This window comes from Caulobacter sp. SRI_008 (assembly GCF_057586355.1).
In genome coordinates, this window is sequence record NZ_JBYCZS010000041.1 from 1 (window position 1) to 24422 (window position 24422).

Consider the following 24422-nt stretch of genomic DNA (forward strand, 5'->3'; position numbering starts at 1 on the left):
CTCGACCAATGTGAGCGCCACGGTTCCGGCCCCCGCGCCCGCGCCGGCCGCTCCGGTGGCGATCGTCGCCGAACCGGCTCCGCTGGCCATCCCCGCGCCAGCGGCTCCCGCCGCGCCGGTCGCTCCCGCGACGCCGGACACGCCCCAGTAAGGGCTTGGCCAGTAACGGCCTAGAATGACGAAGGGCGGCTCCATCGCTGGAGCCGCCCTTTTTCTTTGCGTCCAGCCGAGGCTAGATCACCACCACTTGTCGGCCTTGGCCGTGAAGCCGGCGGCCTTTTCGATGGCGCCGGCCACCGAGAACACCGTGCCTTCGTCCAGCGGCTTGCCGATGATCTGCAGGCCCAGCGGCAGGCCGTTGGCGTCGAGGCCGGCCGGCAGGGACAGGCCCGGCAGGCCCGCCAGGTTGGTCGTCACCGTGAAGACGTCGTTCAGGTACATGGCGATCGGGTCGTTGCTGTTTTCGCCCAGGCCGAACGCCGCCGAGGGCGCGGTCGGGGTGAGGATGGCGTCGACCTTGGTCCAGGCGTTGTCGAAGTCCTCGGCGATGCGGCGGCGCACCTTCAGGGCCTTCAGGTAGTAGGCGTCGTAATAGCCGGCCGACAGCACGTAGGTGCCGATCAGGATGCGGCGCTTGACCTCGTCGCCGAAGCCAGAGGCGCGGGTGTTTTCGTAGATCTCGGTCAGGTTGGCGCCGTCCTCGCGCAGGCCGAACCGCATGCCGTCGTAGCGGGCGAGGTTCGACGAGGCCTCGGCCGGGGCGACGATGTAGTAGGCCGGCAGGGCGTACTTGGTGTGCGGCAGGCTGATCTCGACGATCTCGCAGCCAGCCTCCTTCAGCCAGGCGACGCCGTCGTCCCACAGCTTCTGGATCTCGGCCGGCATGCCGTCGACGCGGTATTCCTTCGGAACGCCGATCCGCAGGCCCTTGACCGACTTGCCGACGAACTGGGTGAAGTCCGGCACGGCGATGTCGAGGCTGGTGGAGTCCTTGGGATCATGGCCCGACATCGAGTTCAGCAGCAGGGCCGCGTCCTCGACGGTCTTGGCGATCGGGCCGGCCTGGTCCAGCGAACTGGCGAAGGCGACGACGCCCCAGCGCGAGCAGCGGCCGTAGGTCGGCTTGATGCCGACGGTGCCGGTGAAGGCGGCCGGCTGGCGGATCGAGCCGCCGGTGTCGGTGGCGGTGGCGCCCAGGCAGAGATCCGCGGCGACCGCGGCGGCGCTGCCGCCCGAGCTGCCGCCCGGGGTCAGGGCCTTGTTGCTGTTCTTGCCGCGCCAGGGATTGGTGACCGGGCCGAAGTAGCTGGTCTCGTTCGACGAGCCCATGGCGAACTGGTCGAGGTTCAGCTTGCCCAGCATCACCGCGCCGTCGCGCCACAGGTTCGACGTTACCGTCGACTCGTAGCCCGGTACGAAGTTCTCGAGGATCTTCGAGCAGGCCGTGGTGCGCACGCCCTTGGTGCAGAAGAGGTCCTTCACGCCCAGCGGCGCGCCGTCCAGCACGCCGGCCTCGCCCTTGGCGCGGCGCGCGTCCGAGGCGGCGGCCATCTCCAGCGCCTTTTCGGGCGTCTCAAGGATGTAGGCGTTGAGGCCGCGCGCGGCTTCGACGGCGTCGATGTGCGCCTGGGTCAGCTCGACCGAGGTGAAGTCCTTGGCGGCCAGCCCGTCGAGGGCGCCCTTCAGGGTCAGTTTCGTGAGCGCGCTCATTATTCGACCACCTTGGGCACGACGAAGAAGTTGCCGACGGTCTTGGGCGCGTTGCCGGTGACCACTTCGGGCTCGCCGCCCATGGTGACGACGTCGTCGCGCAGCGGCAGGCCGGCGGCCACGACGCTGGTCAGCGGCTCGACGCCGTCGGTGTCGACCTCGGCCAGCTGCTCGATCCAGGTCATGATCCCGTTGAGCTCTTGGGCCAAGGCCTCGATGCGCTCTTCGGGTTCGGCGATGCGGGCGAGCCGGGCGACCTTGCGGACGGTCGCGGCGTCGATGGCCATGGGGCCTTCTCCAAGCAGTAGTGACGGCGTTCACGTGAAGTGAACTTCGAGGGGTGGGTTACCCGCCTAGACTCGCCTTTGACAAGCCCGGCCTCCCCTTCGCCTAGCCTTTTCGCATCGGCGGCGCTCTCGCTTCGGCGGGCGCAAAGGCGTAGAAGCCGCCCATGCCCGTTCTCGACATCGAAGAATTCACCGCCGCCATCCCCGACTACAAGCCGATCATCGGCCTGGATCCGGGCGAAAAGACCATCGGCGTGGCCGTGTCCGACGTCACCCTGACCGTCGCCAGCCCGCTGACCGTGATCCACAAGACCAAGTTCACCCAGGATGCCGAGGCCCTGTTCGACATCATCGACTACCGCAAGGTGGCCGGGATCGTCGTCGGCCTGCCGGTCAACATGGACGGCACCGAAGGCGTGCGCTGCCAGTCCAACCGCGCCCTGGCCCGCAACCTGCTGCGCCTGCGCCCCGACCTGACCATCACCTTCTGGGACGAACGCCTGTCGACCGCCGCCGTCACCCGCGTGCTGATCGACGAGCACGACGTCAATCGCAAGCGCCGCGGCGAGGTCGTAGATAAGATGGCCGCCGGCTGGATCCTGCAGGGCGCCCTGGAGCGGATGCGGGGGATCCGGGGGGAGTAACCTCTTCGGCGAAGCCGCCCTTCTTTCAACCTCTCCCCTCGGGAGAGGGAGGGGCCCGCCGCCGCAGGCGGTGGGAGGGTGAGGGCCTAAGGCCTCGCCGCGCGAAGCACGGACAAGATCTCGTCGCCCACACCATCCAATTCGTAGCGCACGGCGTCGTTCCAGAACCTCAGAACGACGTAGCCACAGGCCTCGAGCACTTCGGTCCTGGCCGCGTCATAGGTCCTCCCCGCATCTTCAGCATGCTGGCCACCGTCGAGTTCGACGATCAGCCTGGCCTCAACGCAGACGAAATCAGCGACATAGCGATCTATCGGGACCTGGCGACGGAACTTGAAACCGCCCAACCGACGGCCGCGCAAGACCGACCACAGCAGGCGTTCGGCGTCGGTCTGGTCACGACGCAAGCGCCTGGCCATGGCGGTTCGGTTCATGGTGAAGCCCCTCACCCTCCCACCGCTTCGCGGCGGGCCCCTCCCTCTCCCTATGGGAGAGGTTGAGATTAACGCGGCTCAATCTTGAGATGCAATTCCAGCACATCCTTCCCTTCCCGCCCAAAGCCGCCTATGACGCGGGCTCATGACGGCTTCAGCCCATGACCCCAGCGCGGCGATCGAAACGATCCGCAAGCGCCTCTTCTCGTTCCCCAAGCGGCACTTCCTTTCGGCGGGCGATCTCAACGCCCCCCAGGCGGCCGATCTCCTGGATCTGGCCGACGCCTTCGTGGCGTTGAACCGGCAGACGTCCAAGTCCCTCGACCTGCTCAAGGGACGAACGCTGATGAACCTGTTCTTCGAGAACAGCACCCGCACCCAGAGCTCGTTCGAGCTGGCCGGCAAGCGCCTGGGCGCCGACGTCGTCAACATGAACCCCAAGACCTCGTCGGTGGCCAAGGGCGAGACCCTGATCGACACGGCGGTCACCCTGAACGCCATGCGGCCCGACCTGCTGGTCGTGCGCCACGCCTCTTCGGGCGCGGCGTCCTTGCTCAGCCAGAAGGTCAGCGGCAGCGTCGTCAACGCCGGCGACGGTCAGCACGAACACCCGACCCAGGCCCTGCTCGACGCCCTGTCGATCCGCCGCGCCTTCGGCCGCGTCTCTGGCCTGACCGTGGCCATCTGCGGCGACGTGCTGCACAGCCGCGTGGCGCGCTCCAACGTCGCCCTCCTCCAGATCCTCGGCGCCAGCGTGCGCCTAGTCGGCCCGCCCACCCTGATGCCGGCCCAGGCCGAGCGCTGGGGCGTGACCGTGCACCACGACATGAAGTCGGGCCTGGCCGGGGTCGAGGTGGTGATGATGCTGCGCCTGCAGCTGGAGCGGATGCAGGGCGGCTTCGTGCCCTCGACCCGCGAATACTTCCGCTTCTATGGCCTCGACCGCGAGAAGCTGGCCCGCGCCGCGCCGGGGGCCAAGGTCATGCACCCCGGCCCGATGAACCGGGGCGTGGAGATCGACAGCGACGTCGCCGACGATCCCGCCGTCAGCCTGATCCAGGACCAGGTCGAGATGGGCGTCGCCGCCCGGATGGCCGTGCTCGCCGCCCTCGCCCACCGTCTCGAGGAGGAAGGCCGATGACCGCGCCCCAGCCGCTCGCCTTCGTCAACGCCCGCGTGGTGGACCCCGAAAGCGGCTATGACGGCCCCGGCGGCGTCATCGTCTCCGAAGGCGTCATCGCCGACGTGGCCAAGGGCCGCGAGTTCGGCAAGCTGACCAAGGGCGTCCGCGTCATCGACTGCGGCGGCGCCATGCTGGCCCCGGGCCTGATCGACCTGCGGGTCAAGACCGGCGAGCCGGGCGCGGAGACCAAGGAAACCCTGGCCAGCGCCGCCCGCGCGGCCGCGGCCGGCGGCGTCACCAGCTTCGTCGTCCAGCCCGACACCGATCCGGCCGTCGACGATCCCAGCACGGTCGACTTCCTGCTGCGCCGGGCGCGCGACATCGACAGCGCCCGCATCCTCTGCGCCGGCGCCGCCACCAAGGGCCTCAAGGGCGAGGAGATGGCCGAGATCGGCCTGATGCGCGAGGCCGGCTGCGTCTACGTGACCGACGCCGACCGTCCGATCGCCGACAGCAAGGTCATGCAGCGTCTGCTGACCTATGCGAAGGGCTTCGACACCATCCTGGCCCACCGCCCGCTCGACCCGTGGCTGGCCAAGGGCGGCGCGGCGACCGGCGGCGAGTTCGCCGCCCGCATGGGCCTGCCGTCGATCTCGCCGATGGCCGAGCGGATCATGCTGGAGCGCGACGTCGCCCTGCTGGAAGCCACCGGCGGCCGCCTGCTGGTCGACCAGGTGACGAGCGCCCAGGCGCTGGAGACCCTGGGCCGCGCCAAGGCTCGGGGCCTGCGCATCCACGCCAGCGTGTCGATCAACCACCTGTGCTTCAACGAGCTGGACATCGGCGACTACCGCACCTTCGCCAAGCTCACCCCGCCCCTGCGCGGCGAGGACGACCGCCAGGCCCTGATCGAGGCCCTGGCCGACGGCCTGATCGACATCGTCGTCAGCGCCCACGCCCCGGCCCCGGCCGAGGACAAGCGCCTGCCGTTCGACCAGGCCGCGCCTGGCGCCGTGGGCCTGGAAACCCTGCTGCCGGCGCTGCTGGGCCTCTATCACGACGAGCGCCTGCCGCTGATCGACCTGATCAAGGCCGTGACCCTGTCGCCGGCGTCCTTACTCGGCCTCCAGACCGGCCGCATCGCGCCGGGAGCTCCGGCTGACCTCGTTTTGTGCGACCTCGACGCCCCGATCATCGTCGACGCCGCCAAGCTGCTGTCCAAGTCTAAGAACTCGCCGTTCGACGGCCGCCGCCTGCAGGGCCAGGTGCTGATGACCGTGGTCGACGGTCGCGTGGTGCACCGCGCCGAGGGGTGATCCCGCTGGACAAGCCGGCGCAGCCGCATAGGTTGCGCCGGTCATGCCGGGGGGACGACAACATGAACACGCTCGAAACCCGCGATCGCTCGCCCCGGCTCGGAGAGCGATGGCCTCGGCTCTACTGGCCGGTCCTGGCGATGCACCTGGCGGCAGGCCCCATCCTGGGAACGGTCGTTCCGACGCTTGCCCTCAAGCAGATGGCGATCCGCCAGTTCTCGCTGCCCACTCCGCCGCTCCGGGAGCAGCTTTGGGCGGTCGGCGACGTCTGGCTCCAGGGCCTGGCGCCGGCCATAGTCGCGGGCCTCGTCCTGGCGCTCCCATCCATGCGCGATCGGAAAAAGCGGATCCGGCTCGCGGTCAGCATCGGGCTCTATGCAGCCCTGAGCCTGCTGGTGCAGATGGGCTTGATGAGCCTGGGCCCAGCGCGCAGCGTCTTCTCCAACCCAGAGGTGCTGGTGAGTTCAATGGCCGCCATCGCCCTTCTCGGCGGCCTGACCGGACTGGTTTGCGGAGCCCTCGGGCTGATCGTCGCCAGGCGTCGGACGGCCCGACGCGAGGAGACGGCCGGCGGCTAGCTTCGCAGCTTCGCTTCGCCGAGGGCGAGAAGCGCTGTAAGACGCGGAAAACAGGCTTGCCTCATCGGTGAAGCTTGGCCATGGTTCGCTCGCGCAAAGGTAGCATTTCTTGGAAAGCCTCGCCCCCGTCGTCTATCTGACCCTCGCGATCGCCGTGATCGGGGGCTACCTGCTGGGCTCAATCCCGTTCGGCCTGATCGCCACGCGCCTGGGCGGCGCCGGCGACATCCGCAAGATCGGCTCGGGCAACATTGGCGCGACCAACGTGCTGCGCTCGGGCCGCAAGGATCTGGCGGCCATCACCCTGCTGGGCGACGGCGGCAAGGGCGCGGTCGCGGTGGGCCTGGCCCACTGGCTGAGCCACGGCAATCCGCTCGTCGTCGCCCTGGCCGGCGGCGCGGCCTTCGCCGGCCACATCTTCCCCGTCTGGCTGAAGTTCAACGGCGGCAAGGGCGTGGCCACCTTCTACGGCGTGCTGCTGGCCGCCGCCTGGCCGGTCGGCCTGCTCGCCGGGGCGACCTGGCTGGCCGTGGCGGTCCTGTTCCGCATCAGCTCGCTGGCCGCCCTGACCGCCGCCGCCCTGGCCGCGCCCTTCGCCCTGGCCACCGACCGACCCTACCCGATCCTGGGCCTGTGCCTGTTCATGGCCGTGCTGATCTACATCCGCCACAAGGACAACATCCGCCGGCTGCTCAAGGGCGAGGAGCCCCGGATCGGCAAGAAGAAGACGGCCGAGACGCCGCCTCCGGAAGCCTGATGACCCGGGGCCTCTCGGATCGGGAACGCCTTGCCTGGCTTCGCCTGGCGCGCACCGAGACGGTCGGCCCCGTCGCCTTCGACCATCTTCTTCAGCGCTTCGGCTCGCCCGAGCGGGCGCTGGTCGCCCTGCCCGACCTGGCCCGTCGGGCGGGCCGCGCGGCTCCGCTGCTGCCGCCGCCCGAAGACGAGATCCTGCGTGAACTGGACGACGGCGCGCGCCTGGGCGCCCGCCTGATCTGCGCCTGCGAGCCCGACTTCCCGCACCGGCTGGCGAGCCTGGATCCGCCCCCGCCGGTGATATGGGCGCTGGGCCACTACGAGCTTCTGCCCCAGCCCAGCATCGCCATCGTCGGCGCCCGCATCGCCTCGGCCGCGGGCCAGCGCTTCGCCAGGCAACTGGCGGCGGAACTGGGTCAGCACGGCCTCGTCGTGGTCTCCGGCCTGGCGCGCGGCGTCGACGGCGCAGCGCATGAAGGCTCGCTCTCGACCGGTACGATCGCCGTGCTCGGCGGCGGCATCGCCGACATCTATCCGCCCGAGCACGCCTCCCTGCACGCCCGCATCGCGGAAGCCGGCTGCATCGTGTCCGAAAGCGCCCCGCTGCGCCGCGCCCAGGCCAAGGACTTCCCCCGCCGCAACCGCATCATCTCGGGCCTGTCACTGGGCGTCGTCGTGGTCGAAGCCGAGCTGAAGTCCGGCTCGCTGATCACCGCCCGCCTGGCCGCCGAGCAGGGCCGCGACGTCTTCGCCGTGCCGGGCTCGCCCCTCGATCCCCGCGCCAAGGGCCCCAACGACCTGATCCGCCAGGGCGCGATCCTGTGCGAGGGTGTCGAGGACGTGCTGCGCTCGCTGTCGGCCTCGCCCTCGATGCGTGAGCGGGACCGGACCTGGGATCCCGACGAAGCCGCAGACGACCTCGACCACGACGCCCTGCGCGAACGCCTGGCCGCCCTGCTCTCGCCCACGCCCGTCTCGCGCGACGAACTGGTGCGGGCGACCAAGGCCCCGACCTCGGCGGTAATGGCGGCGCTGGTCGAACTGGCTCTGGCCGACAGGGCCGAGTTGCTGCCGGGCGGGATGGTGGCGGGGGTTTAGAAACCTATCAAGTTGGGTTATCTTGACGATGGTCACCGTGCTCCGTGCGTCCGGACTGAGCGTCGTCATCTTTCTCGACGACCATGAGCCGGCTCACGTCCATGTCTTTGGGGACGGCGAGGCCAAGATCGAATTGCTCGGCCAGAACGAAACGCCTCGGCTCGTCTGGGCCCAAGGCATGACACGGGCAGAAATTCGCCGGGCGATGCGGATCGTCGCACAACATCGCGATGCGCTGCTGCAGCGCTGGAGAGATATCCATGGCTGATCTGACCGACGCCGAGATCGACGCCGCAATGGCGCTGGGCGAAAAGCTGGCGCGGACCGAGCCACGCGCCAAGTCGGCGCGATACGATGCCTCCAGCGGTCGGATCGAGGTGGAACTGACCAGCGGTTCGGCGTTCGCCTTTCCCGCGCGGCTCGGCCAAGGCCTGGAAGCCGCCACGGACGACGAACTCGCCCAAGTCACGGTTCGTCCCGGCGGTTACGGTCTTCAGTGGGAGGCGCTGGACGTCGACCTGTCGATCCCCGGCCTGGCGGCGGGCATTTTCGGAACCAAGGCCCACATGGCCAGGATCGCCGGTCAGGCCAGGTCTCCCGCCAAGAGCGCGGCGGCGCGGGCCAACGGAGCCAAGGGCGGCCGGCCTCGAAAATCCGGAACAGCCTGATGTTCGCCCCTCTCTCTAAAGAGAGAGCCAGGCGGGCGCCGCGCTCGCAATTGCGAAGGTTCGCACAGCCGCCGTTGACATTGTCATAGGCTCGCCCCCACTTTCCGGCGCTCGCCCCCTGGTTCGCTTCGGTGGGCGGTCCACCTCCCCTAGCCCAGAGTCGTAATGAACGTCGTCGTCGTCGAGAGCCCGGCCAAGGCCAAGACCATCAACAAGTACCTCGGGTCCGACTACACGGTTCTGGCCTCCTACGGGCACATCCGCGATCTGCCCAGCAAGGACGGCTCGGTCGAGCCCGACAACGACTTCGCCATGAGCTGGGAGGTCGACGCCAAGTCGTCCAAGCGCATCTCCGACATCGTCGACGCGCTGAAGAAGGCCGACCGCCTGATCCTCGCCACCGACCCGGATCGCGAAGGCGAGGCGATCAGCTGGCACGTGCTCGAGGTGCTGAACAAGAAGAAGGCGCTGAAGGACAAGCAGATCCAGCGCGTCACCTTCAACGCCATCACCAAGTCGGCGGTGACCGAGGCCATGCGCGCCCCGCGCGACCTCGACATGGAGCTGGTCGAAGCCTACCTCGCCCGCCGCGCCCTCGACTACCTCGTCGGCTTCACCCTCTCGCCGGTGCTGTGGCGCAAGCTGCCTGGTAGCCGCTCGGCCGGCCGCGTGCAGTCGGTGGCCCTGCGTCTGGTCGTCGACCGCGAGCTCGAGATCGAGCGCTTCCGGACCCAGGAATACTGGACCGTCGACGCCGACGTCTCGGCCGGCTCCGATCCGTTCCTGGCGCGCCTGGTCAAGCACGACGGCAAGAAGCTCACCAAGTTCGACCTCGGCAACGAGACCTCCGCCCTGGCCGCCAAGGCCGCCGTGCAGGCCGCGACCTTCAAGGTCGAGGCCGTCGAGAAGAAGCCCGGCAAGCGCTCGCCCGCTCCGCCCTTCACCACCTCGACCCTGCAGCAGGAAGCCTCGCGCAAGCTCGGCTTCAGCGCCCAGCGCACCATGCAGGCGGCCCAGAAGCTGTACGAGGGCATCGACATCGGCGGCGAGACCGTCGGTCTGATCACCTACATGCGTACCGACGGCGTCTCGATCGCGCCGGAAGGCATCGCCGACGCCCGCGAGGTGATCGGCAGCGTCTACGGCAAGGACTACGTGCCGGACGTCCCGCGCCTCTACAAGTCGAAGGCCAAGAACGCCCAGGAGGCCCACGAAGCCATCCGCCCGACCAGCATGCGCCGCAACCCCGGCTCGCTGCGTCTGGATCCGGACCTGGGGCGCCTCTACGAGCTGATCTGGAAGCGCACCATCGCCTCGCAGATGGAAAGCGCCCGCATCGAGCGCACCACGGTCGACCTGGAAAGCCACGACGGCCGCACCGGCCTGCGCGCCACCGGCCAGGTCGTGCTGTTCCCCGGCTACCTCGCGGTCTACGAGGAAGGCCGCGACGACGAGGAGGGCGAAGACAGCGCCCGCCTGCCGGCCATCGTCGAAGGCGCCGCGGCCAAGGTCATCGAGGCCCGCGCCGACCAGCACTTCACCGAACCGCCCCCGCGCTATTCCGAAGCCAGCCTCGTCAAGAAGATGGAAGAGCTGGGCATCGGCCGTCCGTCGACCTACGCCTCGGTCCTGACAGTGCTGCGCGACCGCGAATACGTGCGGATGGAGAAGCAGCGCTTCATCCCCGAGGACAAGGGCCGCCTGGTCACCGCGTTCCTCGAGCAGTTCTTCCGCCGCTACGTGGAATACGACTTCACCGCCTCGCTGGAAGAGCGGCTCGACCTCGTCTCCGACGGCAAGCTCGACTGGAAGGAATTCCTGCGCGAGTTCTGGAAGGACTTCCACGCCGCCGTCGGCGAGATCGCCGAGCTGCGCACCACCAACGTGCTCGACGCGCTGAACGACGCGCTAGGCCCGCACATCTTCCCCGACAAGGGCGACGGCTCGAACCCGCGCCTGTGCCCGACCTGCGGCTCGGGGATGCTGTCGCTGAAGACCGGCAAGTTCGGCGCCTTCATCGGCTGCTCGAACTATCCGGAGTGCCGCTACACCCGCCAGCTGGGCGTGGCCGAGGGCGACGGCGAGGCCGAGAGCGCCGACAAGGAACTGGGGATCAACCCCGCCACCGGCCGCGCCGTGTGGCTGAAGAACGGCCGCTTCGGCCCCTATGTCGAAGAGGTCGCGGCCGAGGGTGAGAAGCCCAAACGCTCGTCCCTGCCCAAGGGCTGGACGCCGGCGGCCCTGGATCTGGAGAAGGCCCTGCGCCTGCTGTCCCTGCCGCGCGAGGTGGGCCAGCATCCGGACGACGGCAAGACGATCACGGCGGGTCTGGGACGTTTTGGGCCGTTCGTGCTGCACGACGGCACCTACGCCAACCTGGAGAACGCCGAGGAGGTGTTCGACGTCGGCCTGAACCGCGCCGTCGCCATCCTGGCCGACAAGCGGGCCGGCGGCGGGCGTCCGCAACGCGCGGCCGCCGCGGCCCTGGCCGAACTGGGCGCCCACCCGGAAGACGGCAAGCCGGTGCGCGTGCTGTCGGGCCGCTTTGGTCCGTACATCAAGCACGGCGACGTCAACGCCAACGTGCCCAAGGGCGCGGATCCTGCGGCCCTGACCCTGGCCGAGGCCGTGACCCTTCTGGCCGAGCGCGTCGCCAAGGGCGGCGGCAAGAAGCCCGCAAAGAAGGCCGCCGCGCCGAAGAAGGCTCCGGCCAAGGCGAAAGCCGCCAAGGGGTCTGAAGACGACGCCGAGGCCAAGCCGAAGAAGGCGGCCGCCGCTAAAAAGCCGGCCGCCAAGAAGGCTCCGGCGAAGAAGGCCGCGGCCAAGACCGAGGCGTGACGAAGGGCTGTCGGGGGGAGTAGACTTTGGCCATGACCACGCTCGAACGTCCTCTGCCGCTGCCGCTGGTGGTGGTCCTGCTGTCGGCGGTCAGCGTCGTGGGCTTCGTCCTGGGGCTGCGCGGCGCGCTGGACACCGGCAAGCCGGCCGACGCGGTCTCGACCGCGCCGCTGGCCGAGGTCTCGGGCGTACCGGTCAAGGACGCCCTGCCGGCCGCGGTCGAGGTGGAGGCGCCGCCGCCTCCGCCCGTGACCAAGCCGGCCGATGAGGCCCCCGAGCCGGTGGCGGCCGAGACGCCGCCGGTCGTCGAGGCCCCGCCGGCCCCGACGACGCCCGCTCCGGCCGAAAAGAAGCCCGAGGTTCCGCCGGCCCAGCAGGCGCCGCAGCGGATCGAGGACCTGTACTGACGGTCATGTCGGCGCAAGTTCGCATCCAGCATGCCTGACTATCGAGAGATCGATTGGGATCAGGAGCGCCCTACCGACGCCGAAGTGAAATTCGCGTGGCGCCAGACCCGCGTCACGCCGCTGGACTTGGAGCCGGGCGTCCAGCGCGTCGTCGAGGCGCTGAACCAAACTCACGACAATGGCGGCGCCCTGGCAGCGCAGTTTCTCCTCGAGGTCGATCCGGCGACCAGATGGTTCCTTTGTCGCAATCGGCTGCCGGAATCCTTCTTCTTCAGAGCTTTCTTCAACCACGAACTCGTCGCACCGCGCCTGACCGGTGACGACCTGTTGCCGCCGGGTGAACACCATCTCGGTTTTGAGCTGGAAGACCCCTTTGTCGTCATGGGCCGGCTTGCCGCCACGCTCTCCCAAGGCGGCGCCTACAACCGTTTCCCCGGACCGGACGCGGATATCGTGCGCCTGATGGACGGCTTCGCCCACGCAGCCTTCGGCGGTCGATATTCCGAGACGTTCAGCTACATCAGCAGGACGCCGTGGTCGCCCTGGTTCGAGAACGTGGCGTGGGACGGTTCCTGGTTCTGGCTCGACCGGCAGACCGGTGTGGCGACGGTCCTTCTCGTGACGGACACGGACTGAACAGTCCAAGCCAAAGAGGCCACGCCCCTCCCCTGGCCGTTTCCCTTCGCCCGGGAAACGGCTTAGACGAGGGGAATGGCCAAACCTCGCCTTCCCAAGACTGCTTCTCCGAAGACCGCGCGCCCCAAGACCGCCTCCCACAAGGTCGCGGCCAAGGACCGTCCGCCCGCGGGCCTGCCCGACAAGGAGACGCTGCTGGCGTTCCTGCGCGACGCCGGCGAGGCCGCAAAGGCCGACATCGCCCGTCACTTCGGTCTGAAGGGCGCCGACCGCCGCGCCCTGCGCGAGATGATCCGCGAGATGGAAGCGCAAGGCCAGCTGGGCAAGCGCGGCCGCCGCGGCTTCGCCGAGGCCGGCGCCCTGCCCCCGGTCGGCGTGGCCGACGTGATCGAGCGCGACGCCGACGGCGACCTGTTCGTCAAGCTGACCAAGGGCGACGAGGACGTTCCCCTGGTGCGACTGGCCCCCGACCGCAACGAAGCCGCCGCCGGCGCGCCTGGCCTGGGCGACCGCCTGCTGGTGCGCTTCGAGAAGCTGGAGAGCGGCGAGTACGAGGCCCGCCTGATCAAGCGCCTGGGCCAGAGCGCCCACAAGGTGCTGGGCGTGATCCGCAAGGAGCGCCGCGAGATCCGCGTCCAGCCGGTCGATCGCAAGTCCAAGGACAGCTACGTCCTCGATCCAGGCCAGCCGGGCGTGACCGACCTGAAGGACGGCGACCTGGTGGTCGTGCAGCAGGCCGGCCACGCCGGCCGCTATGGCCCCAAGCCGTGTCGCATTCTGGAGAAGGTCGGCAACGAGGAAGACCCCCGCGCCGCCTCGCTGATCGCCATCCACAGTCACGGCATCCCCACCGGCTTCTCCGAAGAAGCCGAGCAGGAAGCCAAGGCCGCCAGGGAGCCGACGCTGGCGGGCCGCGAGGACCTGCGCGACCTGCCGTTCGTGACCATCGACCCGGTGGACGCCCGCGACCACGACGACGCCGTCTACGCCCATCCCGACGACGCCGAGAACAACAAGGGCGGCTGGATCGTCTGGGTCGCCATCGCCGACGTAGCCGCCTATGTGCGCCCCGGCTCGGCCCTGGACCGCGACGCCCGCGACAAGGGCAACAGCGTCTACTTCCCCGACCGGGTGGAGCCGATGCTGCCCGAGACCCTGTCGAACGGCCTGTGCTCGCTGCGTGAAGGCGAGAACCGCGCCACCCTGGCCGTGCGGATGGTGTTCGACAAGACCGGCCGCAAGACCAGCCACCGCTTCGTGCGCGGCCTGATGCGCTCGGCCGCCAAGCTCTCGTACGAGCAGGCCCAGGCCGCCATCGACGGAACCCCGCCGCCGGCCGGCCAGGATCCCGACAAGGCCCCGCCCCTGCTGGACGCGATCCTGACGCCGCTGTGGGAGGCCTTCCGCCTGATGGGCCGGGGCCGCGAGCAGCGCTCGCCCCTGGCCATCGAAAGCGACGAGCGCCGCATCGTCATCACCAAGGAAGGCGAGATCGCCTCGATCACCCGCCGCGCCAGCCTCGAGGCCCACAAGCTGATCGAGGAGATGATGATCCAGGCCAACGTCTCGGCCGCCGAGAGCCTGGAAGCCAAGCGCTCGCCGCTGATCTACCGCGTGCACGACACGCCCAGCCTGGAAAAGCTGCAGAACCTCGCCGACTTTCTGCAGACCCTGGAGATCCGCTGGAACAAGGGCGAGGCCCCGCAGACCTCGCGCTTCAACAAGCTGCTGGAAGACACCCGCGAGAGCGCGCACGCGGCGATCATCAACGAGGTGGTCCTGCGCACCCAGATGCAGGCCCACTATTCCAGCGACAACATCGGCCACTTCGGCCTGAACCTGGCCCGGTACGCCCACTTCACCAGCCCGATCCGGCGCTATGCCGACCTGATCGTCCACCGCGGCCTGATCCGGGCCCTGGGGCTGGGCGACGACGGCCTCACCGACCAGGACATCGCCCGCATCAAGGACACGGCCGAGGTCATCACCCACGCCGAGCGCCGGGCCATGGCCGCCGAGCGCGACGCCACCGACCGCTACATCGCCTCGTTCCTGGCCGACCGGGTGGGCGCGACCTTCAGCGGCCGCATCACCGGCGTCACGCGTTTCGGCCTGTTCGTGAAGCTGGACGAGACCGGCGCCGACGGCCTGGTGCCGATCTCGAACCTGGGCGAGGAATACTTCGTCCACGACGAGCGCCTGCACTCGCTGGTCGGCGAGCGCACCGGCAAGCGCTGGCCGCTGGGCCTGTCGGTCGAGATCCGCCTGCGCGAGGCCACGCCCGTGACCGGCGGCCTGCTGTTCGAGATGCTCAGCGACCCGGTGCCCGCGGATCCTAACCTGCCGCGGCCCCGCCTGGGCGCACGGCGCCAGGCGGCGGTGAAGCCGCGCGGCGGCCTGCCGAAGGGCGTGCGACGCGGCAAGCGGCGCTAGCGTCCTTCTCCCCTTGCGGGAGAAGGTGTCATCCGAAGGATGACGGATGAGGGGTCGCACCCACGAAAAACGCCGCGACGGCCGATCGGCTGTCGCGGCGTTTTGCTTTTGAGAGACCCCTCACCCGACCTCGCTCCGCGAGGCCACCCTCTCCCGCAGGGGGAGAGGGATCAGTCCAGGGGCTTCTCGATCTCGTAGACCACGTCGTCGAGCTTCTGCAGCATCAGGGTCTGCGCGTCGCGAACACCCTGGTTGAAGAAGGCCGGCCCGAGCGTTTCGGACAGGAACTCCAGCAGGAAGCCCGCCTCCAGGCCGCTGACCGGGCGATCGAGCTCGTCGCGCATGTAGAGCGTCAGCTTGCGCAGAACGGCCTCGCGGACGTCCTTGTCGAGCTCGATCTTGGCCATGATCAGCCGATCGCGCCGAAGCACCAGGCCAGGACGGACTTCTGGGCGTGGATGCGGTTTTCCGCCTCGTCCCAGGCCAGGGAGCGCGGGCCGTCGAGGACGGCGTCGGTGACTTCCTCGCCGCGGTGGGCCGGCAGGCAGTGCAGGAAGACGCCGTCGTTGGACAGGTCCATCAGGGCGTCGTCGACCTGATAGGGCTCCAGGGCCTTGAGGCGCTCGTCATGGTCGGTGTCGCCCATCGAGACCCAGGTGTCGGCCACAACCACATCGGAACCGCGCACGGCTTCCTTGGGGTCTTCCATCATCGTCACCTTGCCGTTCAGGCCGGCCGCGCGGGCCAGGTCGTGCAGGTCGGCGTGATAGACGCTCGGGCAGGCGATCTTCAGCTCGAAGCCTAGCAGCGGCGCGGCGTGGATGAAGCTGGAGCAGACGTTGTTGCCGTCGCCGACCCAGGCGATGGTCTTGCCGCCGATGTCGCCGCGATGTTCCTCGATGGTGAGGATGTCGGCCATGATCTGGCAGGGGTGGCTCTTGTCGGTCAGGCCGTTGATCACCGGCACGGTCGAGACCTGGGCGAAGCGCTCGACGTCGGCGTGGCTGTTGGCGCGGATCATCACCGCGTCGACCATGCGCGACAGCACCTTGGCGGTGTCCTCGATGGTCTCGCCGCGGCCCAGCTGCATGTCCGACGACGTCGAGATGATCGCCGAGCCGCCCAGCTGGCGCATGGCCGCGTCGAACGAGAAGCGGGTGCGGGTCGAGTTCTTCTGGAAGATCATCGACAGCACATGATCCTTGGCCGGGGCGTCGGCGTCGACGCGGCCCTTGGGCCAGCCCTTGCGCGCGGTCTTGCGGGCCTTGGCGTCCTCCAGGATCAGGCGCAGCGTGGCGCCGTCGAGCTTCCAGAGGTCGATGAAGTGGCGGGGGGCGGTCATCTCAGGCCACCTTTCCGGAATGAGCTGAAGTGGACGCCTCCGCCGCTGGGACGGAGGCGTCGGGTCAGGGATGCGGTCAGGCGGCCGCTTGGGCGCGGACGACCTCGCAGGTCTTTTCGAGCTTGGCCACGGCCTCCTGGGCCTCGGCCAGCGTCAGGTTCAGCGGCGGCAGCAGGCGCACGCAGTTGTCGCCGCCGCCAGCCACCAGAAGCTTCTGGTCGCGGGCCAGGGCCATGAACTCGCGGTTGTTCGAGGCCAGCTTGATGCCGATCAGCAGGCCCTTGCCGCGCACGTCGAGCACGACGTCCGGGAAGCGGTCCTTCAGGCCGTTCAGTTGCTGGGTGAAGTAGCCGGCGATGGTCTTCACGTTGTCGAGGATCTCGGGCGTGTTGATCGCATCGAAGGCCGCCGCGCCGACCGCCATGGCCAGCGGGTTGCCGCCGTAGGTCGAGCCGTGAGTGCCGGGCGTCATGCCCTTGGCGCCCTCGTGGCTGGCCAGGCACGCGCCGACCGGGAAGCCGCCGCCCAGGGCCTTGGCCACGCACATGATGTCGGGCTCGGCGCCTTCCGCCCACTCGTGGGCGAAGAGCTTGCCGGTCCGGCCCATGCCGCTCTGCACCTCGTCGAAGATCAGCAGGACGCCGGCTTCGCGGGTGATCTCGCGCAGTTCGACCAGCTGGGCCTCGGTCAGCGACCGCGCCCCGCCCTCGCCCTGCACGGGCTCGATGATGACGCCGGCCGTGGTCGGGCCGATGGCGGCCTTCAGGGCCTCCAGGTCGCCGAACGGCAGCTGGATGAAGCCCGGCAGGCGCGGGCCGAAGCCATCCAGATAGCCGGCGTTGCCCGAGGCGTTGACCGCCGCGTACGAGCGGCCGTGGAACGAGCCGTCGAAGCCGATGATGTCGATCCGCTCCGGAGCGCCGGCCACCGCGTGATAGCGGCGGGCGGCCTTCAGGGCGCACTCGATCGCCTCGGTGCCCGAGTTGGTGAAGAACACCACGTCGGCGAAGGTGGCCGCGCACAGCTTGTCGGCCAGCACTTCCTGCTCGGGGATCGTGTAGATGTTGGAGACGTGCCAGAGCTTCTCGCCCTGGGTCTTCAACGCCTCGACCAGGGTCGGGTGGGCGTGGCCCAGGCCGCAGGTGGCGATGCCCGCCACGCAGTCCAGGTACTCTTCACCCGCCGTCGAGAACAGTCGCGCGCCTCGGCCTCGCTCGAACGCCAGCGGGGCGCGGCTGTAGACGCCCATGATGTGGTGTTGCGAGGGGTTCGACGACGTCGCAGTGCTCAAAGCGGCCTCCCAAAAGGCAAGAAGCCCCCGGGCTTTCGCGCGGGGACTGGAAGGCCCGACGTTGTCGGCGGGAAGTCCCGGTCTGTCAATGAAATGACCGTGAATTTTGGACGTCAGGGCGCCGGGGACACACCCTGGCGACGCGGGACCGCTACCTTGCCACCGCCGAGCGATCCGTCCTAAGCCTTGGACAGGGGGAGATGCTCGGAGGATCCGCGATGAAGGCCGCCCTGCCCCTGACCCTGACCCTGCTGGCTCTGCCCGGCTGCGCCTCGACGACCGCCCCGCCCGCGCCCGCCGCCGTCACGGGGACCGTGGTCTGGCGCGAGCGGCTCATGCTGCCGCCGACGACCAGGGTGATCGTGCGCCTGCAGGACGTCAGCCTGGCCGACGCCCCCGCCAAGGTGCTGGCCGAGGACGTGATCGAAGGCGTCCGCGCCCCGCCGGCGGCGTTCAAGCTGGCCTATGACCCGGCGTCGATCGTTGCGAACCACCGCTATTCGGTGTCGGCCCGCGTGGAGGTGGACGGTCAGCTGCGCTTCATCAACGACACCCACATCGCCGTCATCAACGACGGCCCGACCAGCGGGGTGGAGGTGCTCGTCAAGGGCGTGGGGCGGCCATAGCCACACCCCACCTCCCGTCATTCCCGCCCTTGTGGCGGGAAACCCTGGTGCCGCTCGCACGTGAAGCGCAAGCGGCGTGCTGAGCACGCCGCCACTACCGCCCTAGCGGCTGACAGAGGGGTTCCCGCCACAAGGGCGGGAATGATGGGAAGAAAGGGAGAGCCGCCTCAGCTCTTCAGGCGATACCCGCTGCGGAACAGCGCCCAGCACCATAGGAAGAGACCGACCGTCAGCACCGCCGTGACCACAACGCCGATGGCGATGCTGCCGTCCGCGTGGCCGATGAAGCCGTAGCGGAAGCCGTCGATCAGGTAGAAGAACGGGTTGAAGTGGCTGGCCGTGCGGAACGGCTCGGGCAGCTTGTCGACCAGGTAGAAGGTGCCCGACAGGAAGGTCATCGGCATGATGGCGAAGTTGGTCACCGCCGCCAGCTGGTCGAACTTCTCGGCCCACAGGCCGGCCAGCACGCCGGCCAGACCCAGGATCAGGGCCGCGCCGACGGCGAAATAGAAGATCGCCCACAGGTGCGAGATCTGCAGGCCCGCGCCCGGCAGCACGCCGATCACGGCGGCCGTCACCGCGCCCACCACCACGCCGCGCGTCGCCGCGCCCAGGCCAAAGGCGGCCACCTGCTCCAGCGGGGTCAGGGGCGGCGTCAGGAAGTCCGACGTCAGGCCCATCATCTTGGCCTGGATCAGCGATGACGACGAGTTGGCGAAGGCGTTGTTGAGCACCGCCATCATGATCAGGCCAGGGGCCACGAAATGGCCGAAGGTCACGCCCTCGACCGCCGGGCGGCTGGCGCCGACCGCGACCACGAACACCAGCATGTAGAGCAGCGTGGTCACCACCGGGGCGGCCACGGTCTGCATGCCCACCTTCCAGAACCGGCGGATCTCCCGCTGATAGAGGGTGAGGAACCCGCTCCAGTTCCAGCCGTGATAGTCGCGCGGCTGCGGCGGAACGACGCTGTCTGCCATGTCTCTCATTGGCTCGATCCTGGAAATTCCTTCGCCATGTGCGCCTGGGAAGGGTCGGGCGCAAGCGTCCCGCTTCGAGAATCAATATATTGTTTCTGTGGACAGAGTACCTGGCGCCTATTGTGCGTCTTAACGCATTCTTTACACTATGTGGTAGGTCAGCCGCCGGCGGGGCGTGCTGTACACCAGATGTAGGGTCATGGCGAGGTGGGGTTCTCGTCGTGGCGCCTTTTTTAGGCGGAGAAGGCCATGAGCTGGACTGACGAACGGGTCTCCACCCTCAAGAAGCTTTGGCTGGACGGGCTGTCCGCCAGCCAGATCGCCAAACAACTCGGCGGGGTCACCCGCAACGCCGTGATCGGCAAGGTCCATCGTCTGGGCCTGTCGGGTCGCGCCGCGCCCTCGCAACCGGCTCGCCCGGCCTTCAAGGCGCCGCGCCCGGCTCGTCCGGCCGCCACCGCCATGCCGGCCGCGCCGCGCCGCGTGGTCGCCGCCGAACCGGTCGCCCCGGCCCCGGCTCCGGTCGCCGCCCACCAGCAGCCGTCGGTTCCGATCCTGCGCAACGAAGCCCCCGGCTCGGCCACCGTGCTGACCCTCGGCGCCCACATGTGCAAGTGGCCGATCGGCGACCCGTCGTCGGACGGCTTCACCTTCTGCGGCCGCCGCTCGTCGGAAGGCCCCTACTGCGTCGAGCACGCCCGGGTGGCCTACCAGCCGCAGCAGACCAAGAAAAAGGGCGGCGCCACCGAGCTCGCCCGCTCGCTGCGCCGCTACATCTAGAGCGCGCCAGGGTTAGGTGTAGGCGGCTAACCCGCCCGGGCGTGCTCTGCCTCAAGAGCGCGCCGAGGGCCCGGTCCGCCGGGCCTTCGAGAGAGATACGAACAAGAAGAGAAGCGTCGGCAAGGCGCTCTCGCCATGCAGCCCTCCCCGTTCCGCGGGGAGGGCTTTATGCTGCCCCCGATGACCGACCTCGCCCCCGATTCCAACGCGCCCGCCTATTCCGTCTCGGAACTGGCCTTCGCGCTGAAGCGCACGCTGGAAGACCGCTACGGTTTCGTGCGGCTGCGCGGCGAGCTTTCCAAGGTCACCCACCACTCCAACGGCCACGTCTACCTGACCATCAAGGACGACAAGGCCGCGATCGACGGCGTCGTCTGGAAGGGCAACGTCCGGGGCCTGGGCGTGCGGCCCGAGCACGGGCTCGAGGTCATCGTCACCGGCAAGATCACCACCTATCCGGCCGGCTCGCGCTACCAGATCGTCATCGACAGCATGGAGGCCGCCGGCGTCGGCGCGCTCCTGGCTCAGCTTGAACGGCTGAAGGCCAAGCTGGCCGGCGAGGGCCTGTTCGCGGCCGAACGCAAGAAGCCCCTGCCCTCGATGCCGGCCGTGGTCGGGGTGATCACCAGCCCCACGGGCGCGGTGATCCGCGACATCCTGCACCGCATCCGCGACCGCTGGCCCTGCCGCGTCATCGTCTGGCCGGTGGTCGTGCAGGGCGACGCCGCCGCCGGCCAGGTGGCCGGCGCGATCCGGGGCTTCAACGCCCTTACGCCCGGCGGTCCGGTCCCGCGTCCAGACATCCTGATCGTCGCCCGCGGCGGCGGCTCGGTGGAGGACCTCTGGGCCTTCAACGACGAGGCCCTGGCCCGCACGGTGGCCGAGGGAACGATCCCGCTGATCTCGGCCGTCGGCCACGAGACCGACACCACCCTGATCGACTTCGTCTCCGACCGTCGCGCGCCCACCCCGACGGCGGCCGCCGAGATGGCCACGCCCGTGCTGGCCGAGTTGCGGGGCCTGGTCTCCGACTACGACCGCCGCCTGTCGCGTTGCGCCGGCCGGGTGGTGGAAGAGCGCCGCACGCGGCTTCAGGCCGCCGCGCGCGGCCTGCCCCGCCCCAACGACCTGCTGGCCCTGGCCCAGCAGCGGTTCGACATCGCCGCCGGCCGGCTGGATGCGGCCCTGGCCCGTAACACCTCGGTCCACGCCCAGGACCTGCTGAAGGTCACCGCCCGCCTGTCGCCCGAGGCCCTGGCCCGCCAGCGCCAGGCCAAGGCCGAGCGCCTGTCCGACCTGTCGCGCCGCCTGGATCTGGCCGCCCGCCGCGCCCCCGAGCGCGCCGCCCAGCACGCCCGCCTGCCGGCCCTGTGGGATCGCCTCAACGCCGTCGCCCGCCGCCGCCTCGACCGCGAGGCCGACCGCCTGGCGGGGCTGGACAAGCTGCGCCAGTCGCTGAACCCCGAACGGCCGCTGGAGCTGGGCTTTGCCTTGGTCCGCAAGATGGACGGGACCCTGGCCCGCTCGGCCTCCGATCTGGCCGCCGGCGAGCGCGTGAACCTGAAGTTCAAGCTGGGCGAACGCGACGCGATCATCGACGGCGAAGGCTCGACGCCGCCTCCCCCTCCGCCAGTGGCGCAAGCGGCCCCCAAGCCCGCTCCGCGCCCGAAACCCGCGCCCCCGCCGTCACCCGGCCAGGGCGATCTGTTCTAGTCCCGCGCTTTGGCGTAGAAGAGTCCCATGAACGCTTACGATCGCGACATCGGCAAATCCGGCCTGGCCGTCCTGCACTATGGCGACGGCGACTTCGCCGTGCTCAGCCCCGGCCAGTACGTGGTCTGCGCCGTCACCGGCGCCAAGGTGCCGCTGGAGGCGCTGCGCTACTGGAGCCCCGAGCTGCAGGAAGCCTACGCCACGCCGAAAGAGGCGTTGAAGCGCTGGCAGGAGACCAAGGCCTGAACCGCCGGGGGCTTCTCGCCGTCCTGGTCGGCGCCGCCCTTCCCCTCGCCTTCTCCGCCCGCGCCGCGGCCCCTGGCCTGACGCTGAATGGACGCCTGGAACAGGGCGGCTACGTCGTCGGCCGCACCGCGCCCCGCGCCGACGTGCTGGTGGACGGCGTCGCCGTCGCCCAGAGCTCGGCCGACGGCTGGTTCGTGGTCGGCTTCGACCGCGACGCCCCGCCGACCGCCGACATCACGGTGCAGACTCCCGACGGTTCGGCGACCCACCGCGTGGCGATCGCGCCCGGAACCTTCGACGTCCAGCGCATCGACGGCCTGCCGCCGTCGCAGGTCACGCCCGACGATCCGGCCCTGCTGGCCCGCATCGCCGCCGAGGGCGCGCGCAAGGCGACGGGCTTTTCCAGCCGCATCGACGGCGACTTCTTCCGCACGGGCTTCATCTGGCCGGTGAAGGCCACGCGACGATCCTCCAGCTTCGGCGGCCAGCGCATCCTCAACGGCGAGCCCAAGCGCCCCCACTACGGCGTCGACCTGGCCGCGCCGGTCGGCACGCCCGTGGTCGCCCCGGCGGCCGGCGTCGTCGCCTTCGCCGAAACCGGCCTGCACTTCGAGGGCGGGCTGATCCTGATCGACCACGGCCAGGGCCTGATCAGCGCCTATCTGCATCTTTCGCGCATCGACGTGACTCCCGGCCAGCGGGTGGCCCAGGGCCAGCGGATCGGCGCGGTCGGCAAGGAGGGCCGGGCCACCGGTCCACACCTCTGCTGGCGCCTGAAGTGGCGTGACCGCAATCTCGACCCCAGTCTCTGGGTGGCTGACGCGGGAATGCGACAGTGAACGGTGCAAACTTCACCATTTGGGGACAGCCCCTATCGACAGCCCCCTGTCGTTATGGTTATCCCCAGCCTGCCCTGAAATTCGCGTATGAGGCGTAAACCCGCATGTCCGCGGTGCTAGACAAGCTCCGTTTCCTCCTGGTGGACGATAACCACCACATGCGGGCCATCGTCAGCACGATCCTGAAGGGCGTGGGCGTGCGCCACGTGCACGAGGCGATCGACGGGGCCGAGGGCCTGCAGATCCTCAAGGATCGGCAGATCGACATCGCCATCGTCGACTTCAAGATGTCGCCGCTGGACGGGGTGCAGTTCACCCAGCTGGTGCGCAACTCGCCCGACAGCACCGACCCGTTCCTGCCGATCATCATGCTGACCGGCTTCGCCGAACGGCACCGGGTGTTCGAGGCGCGCGACGCCGGCGTCACCGAGATCGTCGTCAAGCCGGTCACGGCCCGCTCTCTGCTCGACCGCATCGACATGGTGATCTTCAAGCCGCGGCCGTTCATCCGCAGCGCCGACTATTTCGGCCCCTGCCGCCGCCGCCGCCAGGATCCGCACTACGGCGGCCCGTTCCGCCGCGGCACGGACAAGGGCGCGATCGAGCTCTAGCGCTCGCGAAACCTCGTCCTTCGACAAGCTCAGGATGAGGTTTCGACTGCCAGGCTTGCTCTCTTCCTCACCCTGAGTCTGTCGAAGGGCGAGGAAGACGCACGGCGTCTCAGTTCGTGGGGATCTCCCCCGCCAGCAGCGCCGCATAGACCTCGTTGGGCCAGCGACGGTGGACCCAGAACCACTCCTCCGGCCGCTCGCGGATGCGGTCTTCCATGAAGGCGTTGATCATCCGCACGCCGGCCTCAATGTCGGCCGTGCGGTCGCCGGTGCTGGGCGGGACGATCGGGTCGTGGACCACGGCGCGGAAGCGCGCGCCCTTGGTGCGCTGCACCGACATCGGCTGCAGCACGGTGCCGAAGCGGATGGCCAGACGCGTCGGCCCCGGCGCGGTGCGCGAGTCGTGGCCGAAGAACGGGGCCGCGACGCCGCCGTTGAACTTCTGGTCGTTCATCAGCGCCACCGACTCGCCGCGCTTCATGGCGTCGAGCAGCTCGCGGGCGCCGTCGCCGCCCTTGGGAGCGAACAGCCGCACGCCGTAGCGGAACCGGCTCTTCTTGATGCGCTCGTCGATATAGGGGTTGTTGGCCGCCCGGTAGGTCATCTGGCAGGTGACGCCGGAATCGACGATGGCGGCCGGCATCACTTCCCAGTTCGACAGGTGGCCCGAGACGAACACCACCGGCTCGCTGTCCCGCGCGATCTGGGCCAGGCGCTCGGCGTTGACCACTTCCACCCGCCCGGTGGAGGGCAGCAGCTTGTCCATCAGCGGGAACTCGCCGAACGTCCGCCCCAGCCCGTCCCACTGCTTGCGCAGCATGCCGGCGCGCCAGGCGGCGTCCTTTTCCGGGAAGGCCAGGCGCAGGTTGCGGTCGGCGACCTTGTGGGCCCCGCTCAGCGGACCAAAGGTGCGCCCGAACCAGCCGCCCAGGGCCGAGGCCGCATCGACGCCCAGCGTCCGAAACAGGCCCATGAACAGGTCGTAGCCGATGGCCTCGATACGCCAGTAGAAATCTTGGGTGCGGGAAGCGCGGACTTGGGACATCGCCCCTTACTAGAGCGGGAC

26 protein-coding genes are annotated in these 24422 nt (G+C 69.4%); 18 read left to right on the forward strand and 8 right to left on the reverse strand.

Annotated elements, in window-relative coordinates; genetic code table 11:
* Positions 1–237 precede the first annotated feature (237 nt).
* Both gatA and gatC read right to left on the reverse strand, forming a co-directional pair.
* A complete protein-coding gene (gene gatA / locus AC2YHT_RS24545) occupies positions 238–1710 on the reverse strand; it encodes an Asp-tRNA(Asn)/Glu-tRNA(Gln) amidotransferase subunit GatA (RefSeq protein WP_198577443.1) in 1473 nt (490 codons plus the stop codon).
* Positions 1710–1997, reverse strand: a complete 288-nt coding sequence (gatC, locus tag AC2YHT_RS24550) for an Asp-tRNA(Asn)/Glu-tRNA(Gln) amidotransferase subunit GatC (protein ID WP_487292440.1) — start codon at positions 1995–1997, stop codon at positions 1710–1712. Before gatC ends, gatA begins: the two co-directional genes overlap by 1 nt.
* Positions 1998–2161: 164 nt before the next feature.
* Here gatC and ruvX point away from each other — a divergent pair, with 164 nt between their 5' ends.
* A complete protein-coding gene (gene ruvX / locus AC2YHT_RS24555; protein WP_110119069.1) occupies positions 2162–2641 on the forward strand; it encodes a Holliday junction resolvase RuvX in 480 nt (159 codons plus the stop codon).
* An 86-nt stretch (positions 2642–2727) separates the two neighbouring features.
* On the opposite strand, the gene AC2YHT_RS24560 is transcribed toward ruvX, so the two are convergent.
* Positions 2728–3075 carry an endonuclease domain-containing protein gene (locus AC2YHT_RS24560; protein WP_487292441.1) on the reverse strand — a complete coding sequence of 116 codons (348 nt, stop codon included), beginning with the start codon at positions 3073–3075 and terminating at the stop codon, positions 2728–2730.
* A gap of 145 nt (positions 3076–3220) precedes the next feature.
* Here AC2YHT_RS24560 and AC2YHT_RS24565 point away from each other — a divergent pair, with 145 nt between their 5' ends.
* From AC2YHT_RS24565 to rnr, 11 genes are all read left to right on the forward strand, one after another.
* Positions 3221–4216, forward strand: coding sequence for an aspartate carbamoyltransferase catalytic subunit (locus AC2YHT_RS24565; protein ID WP_487292442.1), 996 nt, complete (start codon positions 3221–3223; stop codon positions 4214–4216).
* Complete coding sequence (pyrC, locus tag AC2YHT_RS24570) at positions 4213–5514, forward strand: dihydroorotase (protein WP_487292443.1); 1302 nt, start codon at positions 4213–4215, stop codon at positions 5512–5514. Before AC2YHT_RS24565 ends, pyrC begins: the two co-directional genes overlap by 4 nt.
* Before the next feature lie 62 nt (positions 5515–5576).
* On the forward strand, positions 5577–6092 hold the full coding sequence (locus AC2YHT_RS24575) for a hypothetical protein (RefSeq protein ID WP_487292444.1): 516 nt from the start codon (positions 5577–5579) through the stop codon (positions 6090–6092).
* 109 nt (positions 6093–6201) lie between these two features.
* Positions 6202–6849 (forward strand): glycerol-3-phosphate 1-O-acyltransferase PlsY, encoded by a 648-nt coding sequence (gene plsY / locus AC2YHT_RS24580; protein ID WP_487292445.1) that lies wholly within the window; start codon positions 6202–6204, stop codon positions 6847–6849.
* A complete protein-coding gene (gene dprA / locus AC2YHT_RS24585) occupies positions 6849–7946 on the forward strand; it encodes a DNA-processing protein DprA (RefSeq protein WP_487292446.1) in 1098 nt (365 codons plus the stop codon). Before plsY ends, dprA begins: the two co-directional genes overlap by 1 nt.
* Positions 7947–7974: 28 nt before the next feature.
* Positions 7975–8214 carry a DUF4160 domain-containing protein gene (locus AC2YHT_RS24590; protein WP_487292447.1) on the forward strand — a complete coding sequence of 80 codons (240 nt, stop codon included), beginning with the start codon at positions 7975–7977 and terminating at the stop codon, positions 8212–8214.
* Positions 8207–8614 (forward strand): DUF2442 domain-containing protein, encoded by a 408-nt coding sequence (locus tag AC2YHT_RS24595; RefSeq protein ID WP_487292448.1) that lies wholly within the window; start codon positions 8207–8209, stop codon positions 8612–8614. Before AC2YHT_RS24590 ends, AC2YHT_RS24595 begins: the two co-directional genes overlap by 8 nt.
* A gap of 165 nt (positions 8615–8779) precedes the next feature.
* Positions 8780–11452, forward strand: a complete 2673-nt coding sequence (topA, locus tag AC2YHT_RS24600) for a type I DNA topoisomerase (RefSeq protein WP_487292449.1) — start codon at positions 8780–8782, stop codon at positions 11450–11452.
* Positions 11453–11484: 32 nt separating this feature from the next.
* A complete protein-coding gene (locus AC2YHT_RS24605; RefSeq protein ID WP_487292450.1) occupies positions 11485–11859 on the forward strand; it encodes a hypothetical protein in 375 nt (124 codons plus the stop codon).
* Positions 11860–11889: 30 nt separating this feature from the next.
* On the forward strand, positions 11890–12495 hold the full coding sequence (locus AC2YHT_RS24610) for a hypothetical protein (RefSeq protein ID WP_487292451.1): 606 nt from the start codon (positions 11890–11892) through the stop codon (positions 12493–12495).
* Between the two features lie 75 nt (positions 12496–12570).
* Positions 12571–14928, forward strand: coding sequence for a ribonuclease R (rnr, locus tag AC2YHT_RS24615; protein ID WP_110119058.1), 2358 nt, complete (start codon positions 12571–12573; stop codon positions 14926–14928).
* 170 nt (positions 14929–15098) lie between these two features.
* On the opposite strand, the gene AC2YHT_RS24620 is transcribed toward rnr, so the two are convergent.
* The 3 genes from AC2YHT_RS24620 to AC2YHT_RS24630 form a co-directional block, all read right to left on the reverse strand.
* Complete coding sequence (locus AC2YHT_RS24620) at positions 15099–15335, reverse strand: DUF2164 domain-containing protein (protein WP_487292452.1); 237 nt, start codon at positions 15333–15335, stop codon at positions 15099–15101.
* A gap of 2 nt (positions 15336–15337) precedes the next feature.
* Positions 15338–16270 (reverse strand): ornithine carbamoyltransferase, encoded by a 933-nt coding sequence (gene argF, locus AC2YHT_RS24625; RefSeq protein WP_487292453.1) that lies wholly within the window; start codon positions 16268–16270, stop codon positions 15338–15340.
* 76 nt (positions 16271–16346) lie between these two features.
* A complete protein-coding gene (locus AC2YHT_RS24630; protein WP_487292454.1) occupies positions 16347–17561 on the reverse strand; it encodes an acetylornithine transaminase in 1215 nt (404 codons plus the stop codon).
* A gap of 218 nt (positions 17562–17779) precedes the next feature.
* Here AC2YHT_RS24630 and AC2YHT_RS24635 point away from each other — a divergent pair, with 218 nt between their 5' ends.
* The gene (locus AC2YHT_RS24635; protein ID WP_487292455.1) at positions 17780–18187 is read left to right on the forward strand and encodes a YbaY family lipoprotein; all 408 of its coding nucleotides are present in this window, start codon (positions 17780–17782) and stop codon (positions 18185–18187) included.
* A gap of 167 nt (positions 18188–18354) precedes the next feature.
* On the opposite strand, the gene AC2YHT_RS24640 is transcribed toward AC2YHT_RS24635, so the two are convergent.
* Positions 18355–19176, reverse strand: a complete 822-nt coding sequence (locus AC2YHT_RS24640) for an ABC transporter permease (RefSeq protein WP_487292456.1) — start codon at positions 19174–19176, stop codon at positions 18355–18357.
* 240 nt (positions 19177–19416) lie between these two features.
* On the opposite strand from AC2YHT_RS24640, the gene gcrA reads away from it, so the two are divergent.
* The 5 genes from gcrA (at position 19417) to AC2YHT_RS24665 (ending at position 23356) form a co-directional block, all read left to right on the forward strand.
* Positions 19417–19947, forward strand: coding sequence for a cell cycle sigma 70 cofactor GcrA (gene gcrA / locus AC2YHT_RS24645; protein WP_487292457.1), 531 nt, complete (start codon positions 19417–19419; stop codon positions 19945–19947).
* Between the two features lie 180 nt (positions 19948–20127).
* Positions 20128–21660, forward strand: coding sequence for an exodeoxyribonuclease VII large subunit (gene xseA, locus AC2YHT_RS24650; RefSeq protein ID WP_487292468.1), 1533 nt, complete (start codon positions 20128–20130; stop codon positions 21658–21660).
* A 27-nt stretch (positions 21661–21687) separates the two neighbouring features.
* A complete protein-coding gene (locus AC2YHT_RS24655; protein ID WP_110119052.1) occupies positions 21688–21906 on the forward strand; it encodes a DUF2093 domain-containing protein in 219 nt (72 codons plus the stop codon).
* Complete coding sequence (locus AC2YHT_RS24660; RefSeq protein ID WP_487292469.1) at positions 21885–22745, forward strand: M23 family metallopeptidase; 861 nt, start codon at positions 21885–21887, stop codon at positions 22743–22745. The genes AC2YHT_RS24655 and AC2YHT_RS24660 overlap by 22 nt, the downstream gene beginning before the upstream one ends.
* A 104-nt stretch (positions 22746–22849) precedes the next feature.
* A complete protein-coding gene (locus AC2YHT_RS24665; RefSeq protein ID WP_110119050.1) occupies positions 22850–23356 on the forward strand; it encodes a response regulator in 507 nt (168 codons plus the stop codon).
* Positions 23357–23465: 109 nt separating this feature from the next.
* On the opposite strand, the gene AC2YHT_RS24670 is transcribed toward AC2YHT_RS24665, so the two are convergent.
* Entirely contained in the window at positions 23466–24401 is a 936-nt protein-coding gene (locus AC2YHT_RS24670) for a lysophospholipid acyltransferase family protein (RefSeq protein WP_487292458.1), read from the reverse strand.
* Between the last annotated feature and the right edge of the window lie 21 nt (positions 24402–24422).

Excerpts from the sequence above, each read along its gene's own strand:
- AC2YHT_RS24560 (WP_487292441.1), bottom strand. The coding sequence starts at position 3,075 with ATGAACCGAACCGCCATGGCCAGGCGCTTGCGTCGTGACCAGACCGAC.
- xseA (WP_487292468.1), top strand. The coding sequence starts at position 20,128 with ATGACCGACCTCGCCCCCGATTCCAACGCGCCCGCCTATTCCGTCTCG.
- AC2YHT_RS24575 (WP_487292444.1), top strand. The coding sequence starts at position 5,577 with ATGAACACGCTCGAAACCCGCGATCGCTCGCCCCGGCTCGGAGAGCGA.
- ruvX (WP_110119069.1), top strand. The coding sequence starts at position 2,162 with ATGCCCGTTCTCGACATCGAAGAATTCACCGCCGCCATCCCCGACTAC.
- gatA (WP_198577443.1), bottom strand. The coding sequence starts at position 1,710 with ATGAGCGCGCTCACGAAACTGACCCTGAAGGGCGCCCTCGACGGGCTG.
- gcrA (WP_487292457.1), top strand. The coding sequence starts at position 19,417 with ATGAGCTGGACTGACGAACGGGTCTCCACCCTCAAGAAGCTTTGGCTG.
- AC2YHT_RS24620 (WP_487292452.1), bottom strand. The coding sequence starts at position 15,335 with ATGGCCAAGATCGAGCTCGACAAGGACGTCCGCGAGGCCGTTCTGCGC.
- AC2YHT_RS24670 (WP_487292458.1), bottom strand. The coding sequence starts at position 24,401 with ATGTCCCAAGTCCGCGCTTCCCGCACCCAAGATTTCTACTGGCGTATC.
- AC2YHT_RS24635 (WP_487292455.1), top strand. The coding sequence starts at position 17,780 with ATGAAGGCCGCCCTGCCCCTGACCCTGACCCTGCTGGCTCTGCCCGGC.
- AC2YHT_RS24605 (WP_487292450.1), top strand. The coding sequence starts at position 11,485 with ATGACCACGCTCGAACGTCCTCTGCCGCTGCCGCTGGTGGTGGTCCTG.
- AC2YHT_RS24610 (WP_487292451.1), top strand. The coding sequence starts at position 11,890 with ATGCCTGACTATCGAGAGATCGATTGGGATCAGGAGCGCCCTACCGAC.
- AC2YHT_RS24655 (WP_110119052.1), top strand. The coding sequence starts at position 21,688 with ATGAACGCTTACGATCGCGACATCGGCAAATCCGGCCTGGCCGTCCTG.
- AC2YHT_RS24595 (WP_487292448.1), top strand. The coding sequence starts at position 8,207 with ATGGCTGATCTGACCGACGCCGAGATCGACGCCGCAATGGCGCTGGGC.
- AC2YHT_RS24665 (WP_110119050.1), top strand. The coding sequence starts at position 22,850 with ATGTCCGCGGTGCTAGACAAGCTCCGTTTCCTCCTGGTGGACGATAAC.
- gatC (WP_487292440.1), bottom strand. The coding sequence starts at position 1,997 with ATGGCCATCGACGCCGCGACCGTCCGCAAGGTCGCCCGGCTCGCCCGC.
- topA (WP_487292449.1), top strand. The coding sequence starts at position 8,780 with ATGAACGTCGTCGTCGTCGAGAGCCCGGCCAAGGCCAAGACCATCAAC.
- AC2YHT_RS24640 (WP_487292456.1), bottom strand. The coding sequence starts at position 19,176 with ATGAGAGACATGGCAGACAGCGTCGTTCCGCCGCAGCCGCGCGACTAT.
- AC2YHT_RS24565 (WP_487292442.1), top strand. The coding sequence starts at position 3,221 with ATGACGGCTTCAGCCCATGACCCCAGCGCGGCGATCGAAACGATCCGC.
- rnr (WP_110119058.1), top strand. The coding sequence starts at position 12,571 with ATGGCCAAACCTCGCCTTCCCAAGACTGCTTCTCCGAAGACCGCGCGC.
- pyrC (WP_487292443.1), top strand. The coding sequence starts at position 4,213 with ATGACCGCGCCCCAGCCGCTCGCCTTCGTCAACGCCCGCGTGGTGGAC.
- argF (WP_487292453.1), bottom strand. The coding sequence starts at position 16,270 with ATGACCGCCCCCCGCCACTTCATCGACCTCTGGAAGCTCGACGGCGCC.
- dprA (WP_487292446.1), top strand. The coding sequence starts at position 6,849 with ATGACCCGGGGCCTCTCGGATCGGGAACGCCTTGCCTGGCTTCGCCTG.
- AC2YHT_RS24590 (WP_487292447.1), top strand. The coding sequence starts at position 7,975 with ATGGTCACCGTGCTCCGTGCGTCCGGACTGAGCGTCGTCATCTTTCTC.